Source organism: Streptococcus pneumoniae (assembly GCF_001457635.1).
Classification (GTDB): domain Bacteria; phylum Bacillota; class Bacilli; order Lactobacillales; family Streptococcaceae; genus Streptococcus; species Streptococcus pneumoniae.
Window position 1 is genome coordinate 71,936 of record NZ_LN831051.1, and the last position, 19,669, is coordinate 91,604.

At 42.1% G+C, this 19,669-nt stretch carries 25 protein-coding genes; 8 read left to right on the forward strand and 17 right to left on the reverse strand.

Going from position 1 to position 19,669, the window contains the following annotated elements; genetic code table 11:
• The first annotated feature begins 151 nt into the window (after positions 1-151).
• The 4 genes from gatC (at position 152) to AT689_RS00350 (ending at position 4,529) form a co-directional block, all read left to right on the forward strand.
• Complete coding sequence (gene gatC / locus AT689_RS00335; protein ID WP_000705433.1) at positions 152-454, forward strand: Asp-tRNA(Asn)/Glu-tRNA(Gln) amidotransferase subunit GatC; 303 nt, start codon at positions 152-154, stop codon at positions 452-454.
• Entirely contained in the window at positions 454-1,920 is a 1,467-nt protein-coding gene (gatA, locus tag AT689_RS00340) for an Asp-tRNA(Asn)/Glu-tRNA(Gln) amidotransferase subunit GatA (protein WP_000143740.1), read from the forward strand. Before gatC ends, gatA begins: the two co-directional genes overlap by 1 nt.
• Positions 1,920-3,362 (forward strand): Asp-tRNA(Asn)/Glu-tRNA(Gln) amidotransferase subunit GatB, encoded by a 1,443-nt coding sequence (gene gatB, locus AT689_RS00345; RefSeq protein WP_001008677.1) that lies wholly within the window; start codon positions 1,920-1,922, stop codon positions 3,360-3,362. Before gatA ends, gatB begins: the two co-directional genes overlap by 1 nt.
• 123 nt (positions 3,363-3,485) lie before the next feature.
• A complete protein-coding gene (locus AT689_RS00350; protein ID WP_000224423.1) occupies positions 3,486-4,529 on the forward strand; it encodes a 2,3-butanediol dehydrogenase in 1,044 nt (347 codons plus the stop codon).
• A gap of 24 nt (positions 4,530-4,553) precedes the next feature.
• Here the strand turns inward: AT689_RS00350 and AT689_RS13170 are convergent, their stop codons facing one another.
• Entirely contained in the window at positions 4,554-4,739 is a 186-nt protein-coding gene (locus tag AT689_RS13170; protein WP_000403098.1) for a hypothetical protein, read from the reverse strand.
• A 167-nt stretch (positions 4,740-4,906) separates the two neighbouring features.
• Here AT689_RS13170 and efp point away from each other — a divergent pair, with 167 nt between their 5' ends.
• The 3 genes from efp to nusB are packed head-to-tail and all read left to right on the forward strand — an operon-like array spanning position 4,907 to position 6,293.
• Entirely contained in the window at positions 4,907-5,467 is a 561-nt protein-coding gene (gene efp / locus AT689_RS00360; RefSeq protein ID WP_000568640.1) for an elongation factor P, read from the forward strand.
• Between the two features lie 21 nt (positions 5,468-5,488).
• The gene (locus tag AT689_RS00365; protein ID WP_000510591.1) at positions 5,489-5,878 is read left to right on the forward strand and encodes an Asp23/Gls24 family envelope stress response protein; all 390 of its coding nucleotides are present in this window, start codon (positions 5,489-5,491) and stop codon (positions 5,876-5,878) included.
• Entirely contained in the window at positions 5,871-6,293 is a 423-nt protein-coding gene (gene nusB, locus AT689_RS00370; RefSeq protein ID WP_000203654.1) for a transcription antitermination factor NusB, read from the forward strand. The genes AT689_RS00365 and nusB overlap by 8 nt, the downstream gene beginning before the upstream one ends.
• A 49-nt stretch (positions 6,294-6,342) precedes the next feature.
• Here the strand turns inward: nusB and AT689_RS11215 are convergent, their stop codons facing one another.
• The 16 genes from AT689_RS11215 to AT689_RS00445 form a co-directional block, all read right to left on the reverse strand.
• Positions 6,343-6,579, reverse strand: a complete 237-nt coding sequence (locus AT689_RS11215; RefSeq protein WP_001810355.1) for a CPBP family intramembrane glutamic endopeptidase — start codon at positions 6,577-6,579, stop codon at positions 6,343-6,345.
• A gap of 12 nt (positions 6,580-6,591) precedes the next feature.
• A complete protein-coding gene (locus AT689_RS00375; protein ID WP_001246429.1) occupies positions 6,592-7,065 on the reverse strand; it encodes a hypothetical protein in 474 nt (157 codons plus the stop codon).
• Between the two features lie 17 nt (positions 7,066-7,082).
• The gene (briC, locus tag AT689_RS00380; RefSeq protein WP_000148169.1) at positions 7,083-7,268 is read right to left on the reverse strand and encodes a biofilm-regulating peptide BriC; all 186 of its coding nucleotides are present in this window, start codon (positions 7,266-7,268) and stop codon (positions 7,083-7,085) included.
• A gap of 158 nt (positions 7,269-7,426) precedes the next feature.
• Complete coding sequence (locus AT689_RS00385) at positions 7,427-8,194, reverse strand: acetyl-CoA carboxylase carboxyl transferase subunit alpha (RefSeq protein ID WP_001017398.1); 768 nt, start codon at positions 8,192-8,194, stop codon at positions 7,427-7,429.
• A complete protein-coding gene (gene accD / locus AT689_RS00390) occupies positions 8,191-9,057 on the reverse strand; it encodes an acetyl-CoA carboxylase, carboxyltransferase subunit beta (RefSeq protein WP_001173354.1) in 867 nt (288 codons plus the stop codon). Before accD ends, AT689_RS00385 begins: the two co-directional genes overlap by 4 nt.
• A gap of 36 nt (positions 9,058-9,093) precedes the next feature.
• Positions 9,094-10,461 (reverse strand): acetyl-CoA carboxylase biotin carboxylase subunit, encoded by a 1,368-nt coding sequence (gene accC, locus AT689_RS00395; protein WP_000488675.1) that lies wholly within the window; start codon positions 10,459-10,461, stop codon positions 9,094-9,096.
• A gap of 11 nt (positions 10,462-10,472) precedes the next feature.
• Positions 10,473-10,895, reverse strand: a complete 423-nt coding sequence (fabZ, locus tag AT689_RS00400) for a 3-hydroxyacyl-ACP dehydratase FabZ (protein ID WP_000565514.1) — start codon at positions 10,893-10,895, stop codon at positions 10,473-10,475.
• Positions 10,892-11,377, reverse strand: a complete 486-nt coding sequence (gene accB / locus AT689_RS00405; RefSeq protein WP_001052243.1) for an acetyl-CoA carboxylase biotin carboxyl carrier protein — start codon at positions 11,375-11,377, stop codon at positions 10,892-10,894. The genes fabZ and accB overlap by 4 nt, the downstream gene beginning before the upstream one ends.
• Before the next feature lie 2 nt (positions 11,378-11,379).
• Entirely contained in the window at positions 11,380-12,615 is a 1,236-nt protein-coding gene (gene fabF / locus AT689_RS00410) for a beta-ketoacyl-ACP synthase II (protein WP_000774063.1), read from the reverse strand.
• 21 nt (positions 12,616-12,636) lie between these two features.
• The gene (fabG, locus tag AT689_RS00415; protein ID WP_000763053.1) at positions 12,637-13,368 is read right to left on the reverse strand and encodes a 3-oxoacyl-[acyl-carrier-protein] reductase; all 732 of its coding nucleotides are present in this window, start codon (positions 13,366-13,368) and stop codon (positions 12,637-12,639) included.
• 33 nt (positions 13,369-13,401) lie between these two features.
• Entirely contained in the window at positions 13,402-14,322 is a 921-nt protein-coding gene (gene fabD, locus AT689_RS00420) for an ACP S-malonyltransferase (protein WP_000167622.1), read from the reverse strand.
• Positions 14,315-15,289, reverse strand: coding sequence for an enoyl-[acyl-carrier-protein] reductase FabK (gene fabK, locus AT689_RS00425; protein WP_000857426.1), 975 nt, complete (start codon positions 15,287-15,289; stop codon positions 14,315-14,317). The genes fabD and fabK overlap by 8 nt, the downstream gene beginning before the upstream one ends.
• Positions 15,290-15,407: 118 nt before the next feature.
• The gene (locus tag AT689_RS00430; protein WP_000257841.1) at positions 15,408-15,632 is read right to left on the reverse strand and encodes an acyl carrier protein; all 225 of its coding nucleotides are present in this window, start codon (positions 15,630-15,632) and stop codon (positions 15,408-15,410) included.
• A gap of 59 nt (positions 15,633-15,691) precedes the next feature.
• Positions 15,692-16,666, reverse strand: coding sequence for a beta-ketoacyl-ACP synthase III (locus AT689_RS00435; protein WP_000852956.1), 975 nt, complete (start codon positions 16,664-16,666; stop codon positions 15,692-15,694).
• Complete coding sequence (gene fabT / locus AT689_RS00440) at positions 16,666-17,100, reverse strand: fatty acid biosynthesis transcriptional regulator FabT (protein WP_000386347.1); 435 nt, start codon at positions 17,098-17,100, stop codon at positions 16,666-16,668. The genes AT689_RS00435 and fabT overlap by 1 nt, the downstream gene beginning before the upstream one ends.
• A gap of 93 nt (positions 17,101-17,193) precedes the next feature.
• Positions 17,194-17,979: an enoyl-CoA hydratase gene (locus AT689_RS00445; protein ID WP_000400073.1), complete on the reverse strand. Its 786-nt coding sequence runs from the start codon at positions 17,977-17,979 to the stop codon at positions 17,194-17,196.
• Positions 17,980-18,303: 324 nt separating this feature from the next.
• On the opposite strand from AT689_RS00445, the gene AT689_RS00450 reads away from it, so the two are divergent.
• The gene (locus AT689_RS00450; protein WP_000869675.1) at positions 18,304-19,668 is read left to right on the forward strand and encodes an aspartate kinase; all 1,365 of its coding nucleotides are present in this window, start codon (positions 18,304-18,306) and stop codon (positions 19,666-19,668) included.
• Position 19,669 lies beyond the last annotated feature (1 nt).

Sequence of the window (19,669 nt, forward strand, 5' to 3'; positions counted from 1 at the left end):
TGGATTTTACCATTCCTTTCGACACTCCATTATATCGGATTTTAGCATTTTTTTCAATTTCTATTTCTTTTCACTTCCCCCTCCCTTATTTATAGGAAAATATGGTAAAATAGAACAGACTAAAAATCATCATTTCACGAAAGGATGCAAGATGAAAATTACGCAAGAAGAGGTAACACACGTTGCCAATCTTTCAAAATTAAGATTCTCTGAAAAAGAAACTGCTGCCTTTGCGACCACCTTGTCTAAGATTGTTGACATGGTTGAATTGCTGGGCGAAGTTGACACAACTGGTGTCGCACCTACTACGACTATGGCTGACCGCAAGACTGTACTCCGCCCTGATGTGGCCGAAGAAGGAACAGACCGTGATCGCTTGTTTAAAAACGTACCTGAACAAGACAACTACTATATCAAGGTGCCAGCTATCCTAGACGATGGAGGAGATGCCTAATGACTTTTAACAATAAAACTATTGAAGAGTTGCACAATCTCCTTGTCTCTAAGGAAATTTCTGCAACAGAATTGACCCAAGCAACACTTGAAAATATCAAGTCTCGTGAGGAAGCCCTCAATTCATTTGTCACCATCGCTGAGGAGCAAGCTCTTGTTCAAGCTAAAGCCATTGATGAAGCTGGAATTGATGCTGACAATGTCCTTTCAGGAATTCCACTTGCTGTTAAGGATAACATCTCTACAGACGGTATTCTCACAACTGCTGCCTCAAAAATGCTCTACAACTATGAGCCAATCTTTGATGCGACAGCTGTTGCCAATGCAAAAACCAAAGGCATGATTGTCGTTGGAAAGACCAACATGGACGAATTTGCTATGGGTGGTTCAGGTGAAACTTCACACTACGGAGCAACTAAAAACGCTTGGGACCACAGCAAGGTTCCTGGTGGGTCATCAAGTGGTTCTGCCGCAGCTGTAGCCTCAGGACAAGTTCGCTTGTCACTTGGTTCTGATACTGGTGGTTCCATCCGCCAACCTGCTGCCTTCAACGGAATCGTTGGTCTCAAACCAACCTACGGAACAGTTTCACGTTTCGGTCTCATTGCCTTTGGTAGCTCATTAGACCAGATTGGACCTTTTGCTCCTACTGTTAAGGAAAATGCCCTCTTGCTCAACGCTATTGCCAGCGAAGATGCTAAAGACTCTACTTCTGCTCCTGTCCGCATCGCCGACTTTACTTCAAAAATCGGCCAAGACATCAAGGGTATGAAAATCGCTTTGCCTAAGGAATACCTCGGTGAAGGAATTAACCCAGAGGTTAAGGAAACCATTCTAAATGCCGCTAAACACTTTGAAAAATTGGGTGCTATTGTCGAAGAAGTCAGCCTTCCTCACTCTAAATACGGAGTTGCCGTATACTACATCATCGCTTCATCAGAAGCTTCATCAAACTTGCAACGCTTCGACGGTATCCGTTACGGCTATCGCGCAGAAGATGCAACCAACCTTGATGAAATCTATGTAAACAGCCGAAGCCAAGGTTTTGGTGAAGAAGTGAAGCGCCGTATCATGCTGGGTACTTTCAGTCTTTCATCAGGTTACTACGATGCCTACTATAAGAAGGCTGGACAGGTCCGTACACTTATCATTCAAGATTTCGAAAAAGTCTTCGCGGATTACGATTTGATTTTGGGTCCAACTGCTCCAAGTGTTGCCTATGACTTGGATTCTCTCAACCATGACCCAGTTGCCATGTACTTAGCCGACCTATTGACCATACCTGTAAACTTGGCAGGACTGCCTGGAATTTCGATTCCTGCTGGATTCTCTCAAGGTCTACCTGTCGGACTCCAATTGATTGGTCCCAAGTACTCTGAGGAAACCATTTACCAAGCTGCTGCTGCTTTTGAAGCAACAACAGACTACCACAAACAACAACCCGTGATTTTTGGAGGTGACAACTAATGAACTTTGAAACAGTCATCGGACTTGAAGTCCACGTAGAGCTCAACACCAATTCAAAAATCTTCTCACCTACTTCTGCCCACTTTGGAAATGACCAAAATGCCAACACTAACGTGATTGACTGGTCTTTCCCAGGAGTTCTACCAGTTCTCAATAAAGGGGTTGTTGATGCCGGTATCAAGGCTGCTCTTGCCCTCAACATGGACATCCACAAAAAGATGCACTTTGACCGCAAGAACTACTTCTATCCTGATAACCCCAAAGCCTACCAAATTTCTCAATTTGATGAACCAATCGGATATAATGGCTGGATTGAAGTCAAACTAGAAGACGGTACGACCAAGAAAATCGGTATCGAACGTGCCCACCTAGAGGAAGACGCTGGTAAAAACATCCATGGTACAGATGGCTACTCTTATGTTGACCTCAACCGCCAAGGGGTTCCCTTGATTGAGATTGTATCTGAGGCAGATATGCGTTCGCCAGAGGAGGCCTATGCTTATCTGACAGCCCTCAAGGAAGTTATCCAGTACGCTGGCATTTCTGACGTTAAGATGGAAGAAGGTTCTATGCGTGTGGATGCCAACATCTCCCTTCGCCCTTATGGTCAAGAAAAATTCGGTACCAAGACTGAATTGAAGAACCTCAACTCCTTCTCAAACGTTCGTAAAGGTCTTGAATACGAAGTCCAACGCCAGGCTGAAATTCTTCGCTCAGGTGGTCAAATCCGCCAAGAAACACGCCGTTACGATGAAGCTAACAAAACAACCATCCTCATGCGTGTCAAGGAAGGGGCTGCTGACTACCGCTACTTCCCAGAACCAGACCTACCCCTCTTTGAAATTTCTGACGAGTGGATTGAGGAAATGCGGACTGAGTTGCCAGAGTTTCCAAAAGAACGTCGTGCGCGTTATGTATCTGACCTTGGTTTATCAGACTACGATGCTAGTCAGTTGACTGCTAATAAAGTCACTTCTGACTTCTTTGAAAAAGCTGTTGCCCTAGGTGGTGATGCCAAACAAGTCTCTAACTGGCTCCAAGGGGAAGTCGCTCAGTTCTTGAATGCTGAAGGTAAAACACTGGAACAAATCGAATTGACACCAGAAAACTTGGTTGAAATGATTACCATCATCGAAGACGGTACTATTTCATCTAAGATTGCCAAGAAAGTCTTTGTCCATCTAGCTAAAAATGGCGGTGGCGCGCGTGAATACGTGGAAAAAGCAGGTATGGTTCAAATTTCAGATCCAGCTATCTTGATCCCAATCATCCACCAAGTCTTTGCCGATAACGAAGCTGCTGTTGCCGACTTCAAGTCAGGCAAACGTAACGCCGACAAGGCCTTTACAGGATTCCTTATGAAGGCAACCAAAGGCCAAGCCAACCCACAAGTTGCCCTTAAACTACTTGCACAGGAATTGGCGAAGTTGAAAGAAAACTAGACAGAACAAAACCAGCCCTAAGGTTGGTTTTTTCTTGACAAATAGAAAGAAAACGTTTACAATATTGCGTGTAAAGTTTCCAAACAAGAAAACTAAAAATCGCAACAATAAGGAGTTATTTATATGGCTACAATGAAGGCAGCTCGCTGGCATGCAGCGAAAGATGTTCGTATTCAAGAAATAGAAGTTCCTGAAGTACTTCCGCACCAAGTAAAAGTTGCAGTTAAGTTCACAGGAATTTGTGGTACTGACCTCCATGAATTTTTAGATGGACCTATCTTTATCCCAACAGATGAGCACGTCTATTCTGGTCAAAAAGCACCGGTAACACTGGGACATGAATTTTCTGGTGAAATCATAGAAGTCGGAAGCGATGTTACCCGTGTTAAAGTTGGTGATCGTGTTGCTGTGGAACCAATTCTAGCTAAAAATAACTTAGTTGGTGATTATAATTTGGATCCAAACCTTAATTTTGTCGGTTTGGCTGCAGACGGTGGATTTGCCAAATATTGTGTTTTAGACGGTGACTTAGTACATGTCATTCCAGATAGCTTGAGCTATGAGCAAGCTGCTCTTACTGAACCCGCTGCTGTTGCAGTCTATGCTGTTCGTCAATCTTCTTTGAAGGCTGGCGATACAGCTGTTGTCTTTGGTTTAGGCCCGATTGGTCTATTAATTGTAGAAGCTCTTCGTGCAGCTGGTGCTTCTAAGATTTATGCTGTTGAACTATCACCTGAACGTCAAGCAAAAGCTGAAGAGTTAGGAGCTATCGTTGTCCGTCCGGAAGAAGGTGAAACAGCTGTTGAAGCTATTCATCGTTTAACAAACGGTGGTGTAGATGTTTCTTATGAAGTAACGGGTGTGCCAGTAGTTTTAGGACAAGCCTTAGCTGCCGTACATAAAGCAGGTGAGTGCATGGTGGTCTCTATCTGGGAACGAGAAGCAAATATTAATCCGAATGAATTTGCAATCCAAGAAAAGACACTAAAAGGAATCATCGCTTATCGTCATATCTTCCCTAAAGTATTAGAATTGATGGAACAAGGCTACTTCTCTGCTGAAAAATTAGTTACTAAGAAAATTAAATTGGAAAATATCGTCGAAGAAGGCTTTATCGAATTAACTCAAGATAAGTCACAAATTAAAATTTTGGTAGAACCAGAATAAAAAATCAATCTTTTTAAGACAATACTAACAGGTCGGAGTAAACTTACTTCGGCCTTTTGAAATATAATACTCTTCGAAAATCTCTTCAAACCACGTCAGCGTCACATTACCGTATATATGGTTACTGACTTCGTCAGTTCTATCCACAACCTCAAAACAGTGTTTTGAGCAGCCTGCGGCTAGCTTCCTAGTTTGCTCTTTGATTTCCATTGAGTATGAGAAGAAATATAGTGGATACTCTTTAACATTAACCACTCCACCTGACTAGCCAATATTCTTTTTCGCTCCTACCAACTCCCAATAACTATTTTGGCTTTATTTCCAGAGTATTTTATGGTAAAATGAAGAGTAATAATATTTGTTAAAGAGGTAAAAACATGATTGAAGCAAGTAAATTAAAAGCTGGTATGACCTTTGAAACAGCTGACGGCAAATTGATTCGCGTTTTGGAAGCTAGTCACCACAAACCAGGTAAAGGAAACACGATCATGCGTATGAAATTGCGTGATGTCCGTACTGGTTCTACATTTGACACAAGCTACCGTCCAGAGGAAAAATTTGAACAAGCTATTATCGAGACTGTCCCAGCTCAATACTTGTACAAAATGGATGACACAGCATACTTCATGAATACAGAAACTTACGACCAGTACGAAATCCCTGTAGTCAATGTTGAAAACGAATTGCTTTACATCCTTGAAAACTCTGATGTGAAAATCCAATTCTACGGAACTGAAGTGATCGGTGTCACCGTTCCTACTACTGTTGAGTTGACAGTTGCTGAAACTCAACCATCTATCAAAGGTGCTACTGTTACAGGTTCTGGTAAACCAGCAACGATGGAAACTGGACTTGTCGTAAACGTTCCAGACTTCATCGAAGCAGGACAAAAACTCGTTATCAACACTGCAGAAGGAACTTACGTTTCTCGTGCCTAATCTCTAGAAAGAGGTCATTCTATGGGAATTGAAGAACAACTTGGCGAAATCGTTATCGCCCCACGTGTACTTGAAAAAATCATTGCTATCGCTACTGCAAAGGTAGAGGGTGTTCACTCTTTTTCAAACAGATCAGTGTCTGATACCCTTTCAAAACTTTCACTCGGCCGTGGCATTTATCTTAAAAACGTGGACGAAGAACTCACAGCAGATATCTATCTCTACCTTGAGTACGGAGTAAAAGTTCCTAAGGTAGCGGTTGCTATCCAGAAAGCTGTCAAAGATGCCGTCCGTAATATGGCTGATGTAGAACTCGCTGCTATCAATATTCACGTTGCAGGTATCGTCCCAGATAAAACACCAAAACCAGAATTGAAAGATCTATTTGACGAGGACTTCCTCAATGACTAGTCCACTATTAGAATCTAGACGCCAACTCCGTAAATGCGCTTTTCAAGCTCTCATGAGCCTTGAGTTCGGTACGGATGTCGAAACTGCTTGTCGTTTCGCCTATACTCATGATCGTGAAGATACGGATGTACAACTTCCAGCCTTTTTGATAGACCTCGTTTCTGGTGTTCAAGCTAAAAAGGAAGAACTAGATAAGCAAATCACTCAGCATTTAAAAGCAGGTTGGACCATTGAACGCTTAACGCTCGTGGAGAGAAACCTCCTTCGCTTGGGAGTCTTTGAAATCACTTCATTTGACACTCCTCAGCTGGTTGCTGTTAATGAAGCTATCGAGCTTGCAAAGGACTTCTCCGATCAAAAATCTGCCCGTTTTATCAATGGACTGCTCAGCCAGTTTGTAACAGAAGAACAATAAAAAGAAAAAGTGTTTGATAGATATCAAACACTTTTTTCTTTGCCTCCCACTATCTAAAAAAATGATAATAGATATAATTGTAAACAAAAATCCAGATAGGTTTTGCATGATTGAGAAAGTTAAAAAAACTATGGCAGAGAATCGTTAATCTCAGATTGTCGGTAGAACGATAAACAAGGGCAAAAAAGAAACCAATCAGACTATAATATAATAAACTAATTGGATCTCTGTGAGATAGTATCAAATGGCTAATCCCAAAGATGATAGCAGATAGGATAACATCCAAATAGTACTTGGACTAGGGAAAGAAGGTATTCATAAAATACCCTCTATCAAGAGTCTCCTCAAAAACAGGACCGATGATTACAGGCAGGACAAAAGATAAGATAGTCGATAAAAAGGTTGGTTGTCCATTTGAAAAAAGCACGGTAAAATACTCATCATGAATATTCCTATGATTAATCAAATGAGCATAGCGTGCCCAAAAATTACCGAGAATCTGATAAACCACATAAGTTGCAAATAAGTAGAAGACAAATGACCAGTTCCAGCTCTTTTTCTCAAAGATAAAGAGCATCTTTTTCTTTTTTAACCTCCAAATTAATAGAAGGAAACTTCCCACTAATCCCATTGTTAAAATAAGAGAATAGACATCAGCTCCTAACCCTAAAATGATCGTCACATACAATCCAATTGTTTGTGGTAAATAGGTAGATAGTAAAATAATAAGCAAAAATATTCCAAATTGTCTTAGTTTTTTTGTGTTTCTCATCGTACTTTTTTGAAAGATTACCCTGCTCGGAAGCCGTACTTCCAAGCATCTATATAAGAATTAAGTGCCCCTTGCCTCATATAGGGAGCAAATTCTCTATAATATAACCATCTACTATATCCATCTTCCCAAACAGCAAGACCACCTGAAGTTTGCTCCAAGTCCTCAGTTGAAAGAACTGTAAATGTATTTGTACCTGTCATTGCAAGTACCTTCTTAAAATAGATTGTTGTAGGCTCACATTTATAGTATATTTCTTTTTTTGTCTATTTTATAGCCCATCTCCTCAACTGGCAATTTTTCGACCTGAATTACATTTTTCCATAAAAAATGAGACCTTTCTAGTCTCATTTAGTCATTCTTAGTATTTTCTAAATCGTTGATAGCGTTCTTCCAGCAACTCTTCTAGCGGTTTTTGTGAAAGTCTAGCCAGCTCTGTTTGGAGTTCTTTTTTGACACTCTTAATCAGTTCTTTACTAGAAAGTCCTATTTCAGAAATCACCTTATCTACCACGTCCATTTCTAACAGTTCATGCGAAGTGATTTTCATCAGTTCTGCTGCTTCCATAGCGCGAGTACCGTCCTTCCATAAAATGGAAGCAAAGCCTTCTGGACTGAGAATGGCATAGATAGAATTTTCCAGCATCCAGACACGGTCCGCGACAGCTAGAGCCAGAGCCCCGCCTGAACCACCTTCACCGATAATAATGGCGATAATAGGAACTTTCAGGTCACTCATTTCCATGAGATTGCGAGCGATAGCTTCCCCTTGACCACGTTCTTCCGCTCCGACACCAGGATAAGCACCTGCTGTATTGATAAAGGTCACAACTGGACGGCCAAATTTCTCAGCCTGTTTCATCAACCGCAGTGCCTTTCGGTAGCCTTCTGGATGTGGTTGGCCAAAATTCCGTTTGAGGTTGTCTTGCAAACTCTTGCCTTTTTGGATACCAACCACTGTTACAGCTTGATCTCCAAGCCAACCAATACCACCAACAACTGCACCATCATCACGAAAAGAACGGTCACCATGTAATTGGATAAATTCATCAAAAATGCCTGTCGCAAAGTCCAAGGTTGTCAAGCGACTCTGCTCACGCGCTTCTCTGACTATTTTTGCAATATTCATCTAGGACTCCCTCCATGCAATCTGACTAGGCTAGCAATCGTATCTGGTAAGTCTCTTCTTTTGACAATAGCATCCACAAAGCCATGTTCTAATAGGAATTCTGCCTTTTGGAAATCCTCAGGCAAGCTTTCACGAACCGTATTTTCAATCACACGACGCCCAGCAAAACCAACCAAGCTCTGTGGTTCAGCCAGAATGATATCGCCTTCCATAGCGAAAGAAGCTGTCACACCACCAGTCGTTGGATCTGTCAAAATGGTCAGGTAAAAGAGACCAACATTTGAATGGCGTTTAACCGCCGCAGAGATCTTAGCCATCTGCATGAGACTCATGATTCCTTCCTGCATACGGGCTCCACCAGAGGCTGTGAATAGGACAACTGGCAATTTTTCGACAGTCGCATACTCAAACAAACGAGTGATTTTTTCACCTACAACCGTACCCATAGAAGCCATGATAAAGTTAGAATCCATAATCCCAAGAGCCACAGTCTGACCTTTAATAAGAGCAGTTCCTGTCACAACGGCTTCATGCAGACCTGTTTTTTCACGCATAGATGCCAGTTTCTTTTGGTAACCAGGGAAATGCAAGGGATCCTTGCTTTCAATCCCTGTAAACAATTCTTTGAAGGTTCCCATATCAATCGTCAAAGCCAAGCGTTCTTGGGCAGAAATACGAAAGGTATAGCTACAGTGCGGACAGATACGTTCACTTCCCAGATCCTTCTGATAGATGGTATGCTTACAGCCTGGACACTGGGAAAATAATTCATCTGGAACCTCTGGCTTAGCTTGAGGTTTTTCCCTAACCGAACGATTGGGATTGATTCGAATATACTTATCTTTTTTACTAAATAGAGCCATTGATTCCCCTTTTCGGTTTAAACTCTTAAAGTCATTTTATTCTTTTTCTTGATATTTAGGTAAGAAGGTTTCCATCAAGAAGGAAGTATCATAATCCCCAGCAATGACATTGCGATCTGAAATGAGGTCAAGCTGGAAATCTGCATTGGTCTGCACTCCTTCAATCTCTAATTCATAGAGGGCACGTTGCATTTTCATCAAGGCGTCAAAACGATTTTCGCCGTGTACTATGATTTTGGCAATCATACTATCATAATAAGGCGGAATGGTATAACCTGGATAAACTGCTGAATCCACGCGCAAGCCAACTCCACCACTTGGCAGATAGAGATTAGTAATCTTACCTGGACTTGGAGCAAAGTTAAAGGCTGGGTTTTCTGCATTGATACGACACTCGATGGCATGACCGCGTAGGACAATATCTTCTTGCTTAACAGACAAAGGCTGACCTGCCGCAATGCAAATCTGTTCCTTAACGATATCAACACCTGAAACAAACTCTGTTACTGGATGTTCTACCTGAACACGAGTATTCATCTCCATGAAATAGAAATTGCTACTTGCTTCATCAAGAAGAAATTCAATGGTTCCTGCATTCTCATAGCCAACAAACTCTGCCGCTCGAACAGCAGCAGCACCTATTTCATGACGCAGCGTTTTTCCGATTGCAATCGAGGGACTTTCTTCCAAAACCTTTTGGTTATTCCTTTGAAGAGAACAATCCCGTTCACCCAAGTGAATCACATGTCCATGCTCATCACCTAGGATTTGAACCTCAATGTGCCGAGCTGGATAGATAACCCGTTCTATGTACATGGCACCATTGCCATAATTGGCCTTGGCCTCACTAGAGGCAGTTTCAAAGGCAGAAACGAGGTCATCTGGTTTTTCAACCTTACGAATCCCTTTACCACCTCCACCTGCTGAAGCCTTGAGCATAACAGGATAGCCAATTTTTTCAGCAACAATCAAAGCTTCTTCAGAGTTATGCACTTCTCCATCTGAACCTGGTATAACAGGCACACCTGCTTTAATCATCTGAGCACGCGCATTGATCTTATCCCCCATCATATCCATAACATGACCAGATGGACCGATAAACTTGATACCTACTTCTTCACACATGGTCGCAAATTTGGAATTTTCACTGAGAAATCCAAAACCAGGGTGAATAGCTTCTGCCTCAGTCAAGACTGCAGCTGATAGAACTGCATTAATATTGAGATAAGACTCTGTTGCCTTGCCAGGACCAATACAAACTGCTTCATCTGCCAAAAGCGTATGAAGAGCTTCCTTATCAGCAGTTGAATAAACCGCTACCGTCGCAATCCCCAATTCACGTGCCGCACGGATAATACGAACCGCAATTTCACCACGATTGGCAATTAAAATTTTTCGAAACATGGAGAACCTCCTTAGTTCCCAATTGCAAAAGTAAGGATACCACTGGCTGCAAGCTTGCCATCCACTTCAGCCTTTGCTTCAACCACAGCTATGGTGCCACGACGTTTTACAAAAGTCGCTGTCATAACCAATTGGTCGCCTGGTACAACTTGCTTCTTGAACTTAACCTTGTCCATACCAGCGTAAAAGACCAGTTTTCCTTTATTTTCAGGTTTTGATAACTCCAACACACCAGCAGTTTGCGCCAAGGCTTCCATAATCAGAACACCTGGCATAACTGGGTATTGAGGAAAGTGGCCGTTAAAGAAAGGTTCGTTAATGGTCACATTTTTGATAGCAACAATGGTATCCTCGCTCACTTCCAAGACACGGTCCACTAGAAGCATAGGATAACGGTGGGGAAGAGCTTCTTTGATTCCTTGAATATCGATCATTTGATACGTACCAATCCTTTACCAAACTCAACCATTTCTTCGTTAGAGACGAGAATTTCCGTTACCACACCATCCTTAGGAGCTGGGATTTCATTCATGACTTTCATGGCTTCGATAATTACCAATGTTTGACCTTTTTTGACACTATCACCAACTGTAACGAAGGCAGGTTTATCTGGTCCAGCAGCCAAGTAAACCACTCCAACAAGTGGACTCTCTACAAGATTTCCCTCACTAGCCACACTTGCTTCAGCTGGAGCTGGAACTTCTTCTGCTACAGTCTCTGCTGGAGCAGATGTAGGAGCTACTGGACTCGGTGTTGCTAGAACGGGTGCTGGAGCGACTTGAGTTGCAACTTCAGGCACAGGTCTCGCTTCATTCTTGCTAAACTGCAACTCATCCGTCCCATTTTTATAAGAAAATTCTCTCAAACTTGACTGGTCAAATTGAGTCATCAAGTCTTTAATATCGTTTAAATTCATACTTATCTATTCTCCCAACGTTTGAAAGCAAGAACTGCATTGTGGCCTCCAAAACCAAAAGTATTTGAAATAGCGTATGGAATTTCTTTCTCCAAGCCTTGTCCATAAACGACATTAGCTTCGATATAATCTGATACTTCACTTGTCCCAGCTGTCATTGGTACAAAGTTATGACGCATAGCTTCGATGGTGACGATAGCTTCTACTGCACCCGCAGCCCCCAGCAAATGTCCTGTAAAAGACTTGGTTGATGATACAGGTACTTCCTTACCAAGAACAGCTACGATAGCACCACTTTCTCCTTTTTCATTGGCAGGAGTTGACGTTCCGTGAGCATTGACATAGGCTACTTGCTCTGGAGAAATCTCAGCTTCTTCCAAGGCTAGTTTGATGGCCTTGATAGCTCCCTGACCTTCTGGATGTGGAGAAGTCATGTGGTAGGCATCACAAGTATTTCCGTAACCAACCACTTCAGCCAGGATAGTAGCTCCACGTTTTTCAGCGTGTTCAAGACTTTCTAGAACCAACATCCCTGAACCTTCACCCATAACAAACCCATTGCGATCCTTATCAAATGGGATCGAAGCACGAGTTGGATCCTCTGTAGTAGAGAGAGCTGTTAAGGCTTGGAAACCAGCGATGGCAAAAGGTGTGATAGAAGCTTCTGTTCCTCCCACCAACATCACATCTTGGAAACCAAACTTAATGGAGCGGAAGGCATCCCCAATCGCATCATTTGATGAAGAGCAGGCAGTATTGATAGATTTACAAACACCGTTTGCACCAAAACGCATGGCTACATTCCCAGAAGCCATATTTGGTAAAGCTTTTGGAAGAGTCATTGGTTTGACACGTTTGGGTCCTTTTTCATGAAGGCGAAGTACCTGATCTTCAATTTCCTTGATTCCACCAATACCAGATGCAACGATAACACCAAAACGATCCCTATTAAGAGCCTCTACATCAAGATTGGCATGATTTACAGCCTCTTGGGCTGCATACAAGGCATATAAAGAATAGTTATCAAAACGGTTGGTATCTTTTTTTACAAAGTATTTATCGAACGGAAAATCTTGGATTTCTGCCGCATTATGCACATCAAAGTCACTATGATCAAATTTTGTAATGCCACCAATGCCGATTTTCCCAGTTGCTAAACTATTCCAAAATTCTTCTGGTGTATTTCCGATTGGAGATGTTACTCCATAACCTGTTACCACTACTCGATTTAGTTTCATTCTTTTCACCTCTAGCTTTCGCTACATACTTAAGCCACCATCAATGGCAACCACTTGACCAGTTAGATAATCTTGGCCTGCTAAAAATACTGTCAAATCTGCAACCTGCTCTGCCTGCCCAAATTCTTTCATCGGAATCTGAGCTAGTGTAGCTTCCTTAATCTTATCTGATAAGATAGCTGTCATATCAGACTCAATCATTCCTGGAGCAATCACATTGACTCGTATATTCCGACTAGCGACCTCGCGTGCCACAGACTTGGTAAAGCCAATCAAGCCAGCCTTAGAAGCAGCATAATTAGCTTGACCAATATTCCCCATCAAACCAACAACACTAGACATATTAATGATAGCACCTTCTCTGGCTTTCATCATCGGTTTCAAGACTGATTGTGTCATATTAAAGGCACCAGTCAGATTGACCTTGAGCACTTTTTCAAAATCTGCTTCTGTCATCTTGAGCATAAGAGTATCTTGGGTAATCCCTGCATTGTTGACCAAAACATCTACTGAACCCAGTTCTGCAATAGCTTGATCAATCATACGCTTAGCGTCTGCAAAATCTGATACATCTCCTGAAATGGGAACCACCTTGATACCATAGTTTGAAAACTCAGCGAGCAATTCTTCTGAGATTGCCCCACGACTGTTTAAGACAATGTTGGCTCCTGCTTGAGCAAACTTGTGGGCGATGGCAAGACCAATTCCACGACTCGAACCTGTAATAAAGATATTTTTATGTTCTAGTTTCATTTTTTTCCTTTCAAAACTTCTACTTATTTTAGTCTATTTTTCTAAAAGTGCTACTAAACTCGCTTGATCTTCCACATGAGCTAAGTGAGCAGTTTGATCAATTTTTTTAACAAAACCTGACAAGACTTTCCCCGGTCCAATCTCGATAAAGTTGCTTATGCCTGCTTCTTGCATGACCCCAATACTTTCATAGAAACGAACGGGTTCCTTGACCTGACGCGTCAAGAGCTGAGCAATGTCCTCTTTTTGCATCACAGCAGCTTCTGTATTGCCGACTAGGGGACAAGTAAAATCTGAAAAACTTACCTGAGCTAGAGTTTCAGCTAGTTTCTGGCTAGCAGGCTCAAGGAGAGCGGTGTGAAAGGGACCTGACACCTTAAGAGGAATCAAGCGTTTGGCACCTGCTTCTTGCAAAAGTTCAACCGCTCGATCAACTGCAACCACTTCTCCAGCAATGACGATTTGTGCAGGTGTGTTATAGTTGGCTGGAGTAACCACTCCAAGTTCAGAAGCTTTTTGACAGGCTTCTTCAATGACCTCTACTGGCGTATTGAGAACTGCTACCATCTTGCCAGAGTCAGCAGGAGCCGCTTCTTCCATATAGGCTCCACGCTTAGCTACCAAGGCAACCGCATCTTCAAAATCCAAGGCGCCGCTTGCCACCAAGGCAGAGTATTCTCCAAGAGACAAACCAGCAACCATATCAGGCTGATAGCCCTTTTCTTGCAATAAACGGTAGATAGCAACCGAAGTCGCTAGAATGGCTGGTTGCGTATAGCGGGTCTGATTGAGTTTGTCTTCTTCCGTATCGATGAGATAACGTAAATCATAACCGAGCACCTGACTCGCTCGATCAATCGTTTCTTTGACAATCGGATACTGATCATAGAAATCCCGTCCCATCCCTAGATACTGGGCACCTTGACCAGCAAATAAAAAGGCTGTTTTAGTCATTTCTTACAACTCCTGCCCAGCGAGAGGCTTCTTCTTGAATTTTCTTAGCGGCTCCGTAATACAAATCTTTTAGGATTTCTTCAGCTGTTTCTTCTTTAGAAACAAGCCCTGCGATTTGACCTGCCATGACAGAGCCACCATCCACATCACCGTGAACAACTGCTTTGGCTAGGGCACCTGCTCCCATTTGTTCAAAGATTTCTAAATCAGGATCTTCCTGCTTAAAGGCATCTTTTTCAGCCAGTTCAAAATCTCTAGTCAACTGATTTTTAATAGCACGAACAGCATGACCAAAGTGCTGAGCTGAAATCGTAGTATCAATATCCCTTGCTTTTAAAATTTTCTCCTTGTAGTTTGGATGGGCATTCGACTCTTTTGCAACTACAAACCGTGTCCCCACCTGTACAGCCTCTGCACCTAGCATAAAGCCAGCCGCAGCACCTTCACCATCCGCAATTCCTCCTGCAGCAATAACAGGAATAGATATAGCTGTGGCTACCTGTCGCACCAAGGTCATGGTTGTTAATTTACCGATATGCCCCCCAGCTTCCATTCCTTCTGCAATAACAGCGTCTGCACCGATTTTTTCCATGCGTTTAGCTAAAGCGACACTAGGAACAACAGGAATAACGATTATCCCAGCTTCATGGAAACGTTCCATATACTTGCTTGGATTTCCTGCTCCTGTTGTGACAACTTTAACACCTTCTTCAATAACGAGATCCACGATATCTTCCACAAAGGGAGATAAGAGCATGATGTTGACCCCAAAGGGTTTATCAGTCAATGATTTGATTTTATCAATATTGGCCTTGACAACTTCTTTCGGGGCATTTCCCCCACCGATAATTCCTAATCCTCCAGCCTTGGAAACAGCCCCTGCCAAATCACCATCAGCAACCCAGGCCATCCCTCCTTGGAAAATAGGATAGTCAATCTTCAATAATTCTGTAATACGCGTTTTCATAGTGCCTCCAACCTTCCTTGCTTACGTAATAGTTCGATTTCACCATAATTTGACAGTCAAACTATTACCTAAACAAGAGGGAGTGGGTTTCTCCCTACTCCTTCTACTAATATTCTGCTTATTTTGCTTGCTCTTCAACGTAAGCAACCAAGTCACCAACTGTTTTCAAGTCATTTTCTGCTTCGATTTGGATATCAAAAGCATCTTCGATTTCTGAGATTACTTGGAACAAGTCCAATGAATCTGCGTCCAAATCATCAAAAGTTGATTCAAGTGTTACTTCTGATGCGTCTTTTCCAAGTTCTTCAACGATAATTTCTTGTACTTTTTCAAATACTGCCATGATAGGACTCCTTTAAAATAAATAGTTTTTTTATAACAATGTGTTCACCACATGATTACCTAAATTGTAAGAATGAGCGTGCCCCAGGTCAAGCCTCCACCGAAGCCTGATAGAAGAACAGTCTGGCTACCATCTAAAGGGATGAGACCTTGTTCTACACACTCTGAAAGTAAAATCGGGATACTGGCTGCACTGGTATTGCCATATTCCATCATATTGGCTGGAAGTTTGGCTCGGTCAACACCAATTTTTCTAGCCATCTTATCCAAAATACGGTCATTGGCTTGATGAAGTAGCAGATAATCCAAGTCTGTCACCTCTATAGGAGATTCATCAATAGTCTGCTTGATAGACTTGGCTACATCTCGAATGGCAAAATCAAAGACTGTGCGTCCATCCATCTTCAAAAACGAATCTGCACTTTCTTGATCTGAAAATGGAGAATGCAAACCTGAATGCCCATAAGTTAAACACTCGCTGCGACTTCCATCGCTATTGAGACTCTCAGCTAAGAAATGCTCTTGCTCGCTAGCTTCTAACAAGACACCACCAGCACCATCTCCAAACAACACAGCTGTTGATCGATCCGACCAATCGACTGCCTTAGAGAGGGTTTCACTACCAATCACCAAGCCTTTTTGAAAGCGACCAGAAGCGATAAACTTTTCAGCAGTTGAAAGAGCAAATACAAATCCACTGCAAGCCGCGGTTAAGTCAAAAGCAAAGGCTTTATTAGCGCCAATATTAGCTTGAACACGAGCAGCTGTAGAGGGCATCATCGAATCTGGAGTAATGGTAGCTAGGATGATAAAATCCAGTTCTTTTCCTGTTATTCCAGCTTTTGCCATCAGTTTCTTAGCAACCTCTGTAGCCAAATCACTGGTAGATTCTGTTCTTGAAATATGCCTTTGTCGTATTCCCGTTCGACTTGAAATCCACTCATCATTGGTATCCATAATCTGAGCCAAGTCGTGATTTGTAACCACTTGCTCTGGCACATAATGAGCAACCTGACTTATTTTTGCAAAAGCCATTATTTCAAATCCTCCAAAAATTGGTAAAGATTAGTCAAGCCTTTACCCATGACAGCAATTTCTTCCTCGCTCATGCCATCAATAATTTTTTCTACCATGGCCTTGTGGAAGCGTTTATGCAGTCTATGAATCAAGCGACCCTTCTTTGTCAAATGCAGATGCACCACACGACGATCCTGTTCTGACCGAACTCGCTCAATGTAGCCCTTACGCTCTAAATTGTTCAAACTTGTCGTAACAGTTCCAAGAGTTACCATCAACTCTTTTGACACTTGACTTGGAGTCACATCTGGAGCCTTACCGATGACATCAATCGTATGCATTTCTTTGATGGAGATATCCTTAAAACGACTACCTCTCAAGTTCACTTCCTCAATTACAAGGACATTGTTAAATATAGATGTTAAATATTCATTGATTCGTTGGTAGTCCATTTTTCATATCCCTCCTTCTTCAAAAAACTTTTACAATCAAAACATTTGACAGAAAGAATTATATCAAAATTCAAAGAATGATGCAAGTATTTTTTATTTTCCTGTAAATTTAGGTCTTCTTCTCTCCGAATGAGCTCGCACTCCTTCTTTGAAATCCTCTGTTTGAGCTAAGGATTTCTGTAGGTTCAGTTCTAAAGTAGCGTAACCCTGCCAGTCTTTAAACTGGCTCTCCCAAACCAACTTCTTAATGGCAGCATAGGAATTACTTGAAGCACGTCTTAATTTTTTAAGAAGCTGTTCTCTCGTCTTTTCAAGTTTTTCAGCTTCAGAAACGCGGTAAACCAACCCCCATTCTAGGGCTTTTTCTGCCGTTAAAGCCTCTCCTGTCATAGCTAATTGAGCAGCACGCGTCACACCGATACTGCGGCTCAAGAGATGAATTCCCCCTGCATCTGGAGCCAAACCAACACCAACAAAGGCTTGGATAAACTTAGCCTTATCCGTCGCCAAACAGAAATCTGCCGCAACAGCCATATTCGCTGCGGCACCTGCAACAGCACCGTCAACTTCCATTAAAACAGGTTTGGCTATTTGCTTGATTTTATAAGAAATCGTATTGACCAACTCTGCGATTTTTGTCAATGATGGAATATCATCCTCATCCACTGCCCGCTTCATCTCTACCAAATCTCCCCCAACTGAGAAGACCTTTCCATTGGCATTGATTAAGATAAAATGCACAGCTGGATTTTCTTCTGCCAAAGTCAGAGCTTCTAAAATCTCCTCACACATGGGAATATGAAAACCATTTGCGACCTCAGGACGGTTCAAGGTAAGGATTGCCAAGTCCTCTTCAAGCTGATAAATAATGTGTTCCATCAGGGCTCCTTTTTATTTTATAAGCAGTTTATACTCTTCGAAAATCTCTTCAAACCGCGTCAGCTTCCATCTGTAACCTCAAAACAGTATTTTGAGCAGTCTGCGGCTAGCTTCCTAGTTTGCTCTTTGATTTTCATTGAGTGTTAAATTATTTCACTGTCAAAGTATATCTTTTTTAGGAGCAGAAAGCAAGAAAAAATCGACTGAAAGTGTCTCAGCCGATAAGAAAGGCTCGCTTTAGGCTAGAAAGCATCTTATTTTCTTCATTGAAAAAAGCCTTTCTTTCTGCTATAATCGTATAAAATACTTACTTTAGGAGTTCTTATGAAAGTTGTTAAATTTGGAGGTAGTTCTCTTGCCTCTGCTAGTCAATTAGAAAAAGTTTTAAACATCGTCAAAAGCGATTCAGAGCGTCGTTTTGTAGTCGTTTCTGCGCCTGGTAAACGCAATGCTGAAGATACTAAGGTTACGGATGCCCTGATTAAATACTACCGCGACTATGTTGCGGGTAACGATATTAGCAAGAGCCAAAGCTGGATTATCGACCGCTATGCTGCTATGGTTAGTGAATTGGGACTAAAACCAGCTGTGCTAGAAAAAATTTCTAAAAGCATTCACGCCTTGGCCACTCTTCCTATTGAAGAAAATGAATTTCTCTACGATACTTTCCTAGCAGCCGGTGAAAATAACAATGCCAAATTGATTGCTGCCTACTTTAACCAAAATGGTATCGATGCACGCTATATGCACCCTAGAGAAGCTGGGATTGTGGTCACAAGTGAACCTGGTCACGCTCGCATCATTCCATCAAGTTATGACAAGATTGAAGAATTGACAAACACCAATGAAGTCCTTGTCATTCCTGGTTTCTTTGGTGTCACTAAGGAAAATCAAATCTGTACTTTCTCACGTGGAGGTTCTGATATTACAGGTTCTATCATTGCTGCTGGTGTCAAAGCTGACCTCTATGAAAACTTTACGGACGTTGATGGTATCTTTGCAGCCCACCCTGGTATTATCCACCAACCACACTCGATTCCTGAGTTGACCTACCGTGAAATGCGCGAGTTGGCCTATGCAGGCTTCTCAGTCCTTCATGACGAGGCTCTTCTTCCTGCCTACCGTGGAAAAATTCCTCTGGTTATCAAGAATACCAACAACCCTGACCATCCAGGTACTCGTATCGTTCTAAAACACAGTAATGATGAATTTCCAGTTGTGGGAATTGCTGGTGACTCAGGCTTTGTCAGCATTAACATGTCGAAATACCTCATGAACCGTGAGGTTGGATTTGGCCGCAAGGTTCTGCAAATCCTGGAAGAACTTAACATCGGTTGGGAACATATGCCAACAGGTATCGACGATCTTTCTATCATTCTCCGTTCTCGCCAACTAACTCCCATCAAGGAAGAAGAAATCCTGCGTCAGTTGGTTCAAAAGGCTAAAGTAGATCATGCAGAAATCGAACACGACCTTTCTATCATTATGATTGTTGGTGAAAAAATGAAGAGCCACATCGGAGTGACTGCTACTGCGACACGCGCTCTATCTGAAAACAAAATCAACATCCAGATGATGTCTCAAGGTTCTAGTGAAGTTTCTATTATGTTTGTTGTCAATAAAGACCAAGAGAAAGCAGCAATTAAAGCCCTCTACAATGCCTTTTTTGGAGAAAGTAAGGAAGACTAAG